The following is a 3,441-nucleotide window of genomic DNA, read 5'->3' on the forward strand; positions in this document are numbered from 1 at the left end:
AAAAACCCGAAATTATCTCAGGCAATATCTGACGTTAGTTGGGGAGAAATAACTCGACAATTAGCCTATAAATGCCGTTGGTATGGGAGAAATTACATCGAAGTAGATAGATGGTTTCCTAGCTCTAAAAGGTGTAGTAATTGCGGGTATATTGCTGAGAAAATGCCGTTAAATGTTCGAGAGTGGGATTGTCCAGACTGTGGGACACACCATGACCGAGATATTAACGCCAGTAAAAACATTTTGGCCGCAGGGCTTGCGGTGTCAGTCTGTAGAGCGACCATAAGACCTTCACAGAGTAAAACTGGGGCGGCAGGTGCGAAAAATCCTTCGGGAAAGAAGCAGAAACTCAAATCGTGAGGTTTGGGAATCGCCGTCCGTTTTACGGCGGTGAGGATGTCAACTTAAGCTTAAATTATGCCAGTGGCATCACTTCTCCTCTCTCTCGGGTCACTAATTGCGGGTTAGGATCAAGGTTACACTTCCTTTAGATTTTTAAGCCATGTCGTTGAACCAAGAATCCCTCGCTTTTAGCGGTGGGAGTGTCAAGAACTCAACTAGCGAAATTTTGATCGTGGGCGGTGGTATCATCGGATTAGCGATCGCCGTCGATTTGCAATTGCGCGGGGCAAAAGTTACCCTCCTAGTTCGAGATATAGCTCAGGCCGCTAGTCGTGCGGCTGCGGGAATGTTGGCCCCCCATGCGGAGGGGATTCCCCCGGGTCCCTTTCTCGATCTTTGTCTGCAATCGCGCTGGCTATATCCAGAATGGAGCCGCAAAATCGAGGATTTAACGGGTATAAACAGCGGTTACTATCCCTGTGGTATTCTTGCTCCTGTTTACGAGCAAAATCAGCCTATTACTACCGAGGAAGTTAATAAAATTTGGTTAGACAGCAATGCAGTTCACCTCTACCAACCCGGACTAGGTAAAGATGTGATCGGTGGTTGGTGGTATCCCGACGATGGACAAGTGGATAACCGGCAGCTAGTGACTGCCCTGCAACAAGCGGCCGAAAATTTAGGGGTAGAAATTCGCCAAGGCATAGAAGTCCACGCCTTACAACAAAAGCAGGGAAAAGTCAAGAGTATTTATACCTCAATTGGGGAATTAGAAGCAAAAATTTACATTTTAGCGGCGGGATCCTGGGCCAGTCAACTATTACCCCTCCCTATCCATCCCGTCAAAGGTCAAATGGCCGCAGTAAAAATGCCCCCTAACCAGACCTTAGCTAGGGTTTTATTCGGTCCGCAAACCTATCTGGTTCCCCGTCGCAATGGTCGTTTAATTATCGGTGCCACATCCGAAAAAGTCGCCTGGCAAACGGGTAATACACCCCAAGGACTGCAAACCCTTTTTGAGCGGGCCACCCGTCTCTATCCCCCTTTAGCTGACTGGGAAATCGAGGAAATGTGGTGGGGATTCCGTCCGGGTACACCGGATGAATTGCCCATTTTAGGCCGTAGTAGCTGTGATAACCTGATTTTAGCCACCGGTCACTATCGTAACGGCATTTTACTCGCTCCTGTCACTGCTTCCTTGATTGCTGACCTAGTAATTAATCAAAAAACCGATCCGATTTTGACTCATTTTCGTTGCGATCGCTTTAATCAACCATCACCCGTTACTATTTCACCTATGTCCTTAACTATTATTGAGAATAAACCCCAAGCGCTTTTATCGCCCCAGAATGATCGCCTCACCATTGCTGGGAAAACCTTTCACTCCCGCTTGATGACTGGGACTGGCAAATATGCCAATCTGACCACTATGCAGGAAAGTATTACTGCCAGCGAATGTCAGATTGTCACCGTTGCTGTTAGACGAGTACAAACGAACGCTCCCGGTCATGAGGGATTAGCAGAGGCGATCGATTGGTCGAAAATCTGGATGTTACCCAACACTGCTGGTTGTCAAACGGCCGAAGAAGCGATTCGGGTAGCCCGTTTAGGGCGAGAAATGGCCAAATTATTGGGACAGGAAGACAATAACTTTATTAAACTCGAAGTTATTCCGGATCCTAAATATTTATTACCCGATCCGATCGGAACTTTGCAAGCGGCGGAACAATTAGTTAAAGAAGGTTTTGCCGTACTGCCCTATATTAACGCCGATCCTCTCTTGGCCAAACGTTTAGAGGAGGCTGGCTGCGCCACGGTTATGCCCCTAGGATCGCCGATCGGGTCGGGACAGGGGCTGAAAAATGAGGCAAATATCGCAATTATCATCGAATCCGCCAAAATTCCCGTGGTGGTAGATGCCGGGATCGGTACACCCTCAGAAGCAGCCCGGGCCATGGAAATGGGGGCCGATGCTTTATTAATTAACAGTGCGATCGCTATGGCGGCCAATCCGGCTATGATGGCGCAAGCCATGGGAATGGCGGCAAAAGCGGGACGTTTAGCCTATTTAGCGGGAAGAATGCCGATTAAGTCCTATGCTAGTCCTAGTTCCCCCCTGACGGGAACGATCGCCTAACCCAGTGATCTTAAGCCCGGAATTGGCTGTTTTCAGCTATTAGAGCCAGCAAAAATCCCTATGACTACAGACAATCAAACTGAGTATGTTGCCGCTTTAACTGATTTACACCGTGGACTTGACCGTAAAGGGCCAGGTGACTCTGACTTCTCCCTAAAAATTTTGAGCAATCTCTCTATTTTGCCCCTCAAGCGGCGAATTGCCGATCTAGGATGTGGAAGTGGTGCTAGTGCTTTACTGCTGGCACAATACTACCAAAGCCCTGTCATGGCAGTGGATTCCTCGTCGGTTTTTATCGACGAACTCAAAACCCGAGCAAAACAGCTTGGTCTTGAGCATTTAATCATTCCAATTCATGGTGACATGGCTAAACTTGATTGGTCAGTGGGTTCAGTTGATCTGCTTTGGTCTGAGGGGGCTGCTTATAATCTTGGGTTTGAGCAGGCCCTTAAAATCTGGCGACCTCTTCTTTCTAACAACGCTATTGCCGTCATCTCGGAGATGAGTTGGTTTACTGATGATCTGCCAGAGCCTGCTGTGGCCTATTGGCAAAACGCCTATCCTATGATGGGTAATGAGTTTGAGAATATCGTTCGGGCTAATAGGTCTGGTTTTAAGGTACTTTCTACCCATCGGCTGCCAAGTCTAGTTTGGTGGCTAAATTATTATGAACCTCTCCGTGAACGAATCGAGCAGCTGGAAATCAGCCCAAGTAGCCAATCGGTTATTCGTGAAACTGAAGAAGAGATGAAACTTTTTGAGAAATTCAGCAACTTCTATGGTTATACCTTCTATGTTCTGCAAGCGGTCTAGAAAAAAAGCAGCAATTCTCATTTCAAAAAGTAACAATTTATACAGACAGAAACAGAGATTTAACAGGTGGCAAAATCGCGATCGCCAATCAGTGTTGGACGGGTGTAATTTCAGCTATTCAGTCATTATGAGGGTTATGACATTTTTGG

Annotated in this window: 3 protein-coding genes; all 3 read left to right on the forward strand. The window is 47.1% G+C overall.

The annotated features are described in order from the left end of the window. Positions 1–360 (forward strand): RNA-guided endonuclease TnpB family protein (locus tag IM479_RS13540; RefSeq protein WP_287699458.1); only part of this gene is annotated, 360 nt, incomplete at its 5' end. 142 nt (positions 361–502) lie between these two features. Further along, positions 503–2,479, forward strand: a complete 1,977-nt coding sequence (thiO, locus tag IM479_RS13545) for a glycine oxidase ThiO (protein WP_287685118.1) — start codon at positions 503–505, stop codon at positions 2,477–2,479. A 60-nt stretch (positions 2,480–2,539) separates the two neighbouring features. Continuing rightward, entirely contained in the window at positions 2,540–3,292 is a 753-nt protein-coding gene (locus IM479_RS13550; protein WP_287078255.1) for an SAM-dependent methyltransferase, read from the forward strand. Positions 3,293–3,441 lie beyond the last annotated feature (149 nt).

The organism is Microcystis sp. M165S2 (assembly GCF_020245885.1).
Classification (GTDB): domain Bacteria; phylum Cyanobacteriota; class Cyanobacteriia; order Cyanobacteriales; family Microcystaceae; genus Microcystis.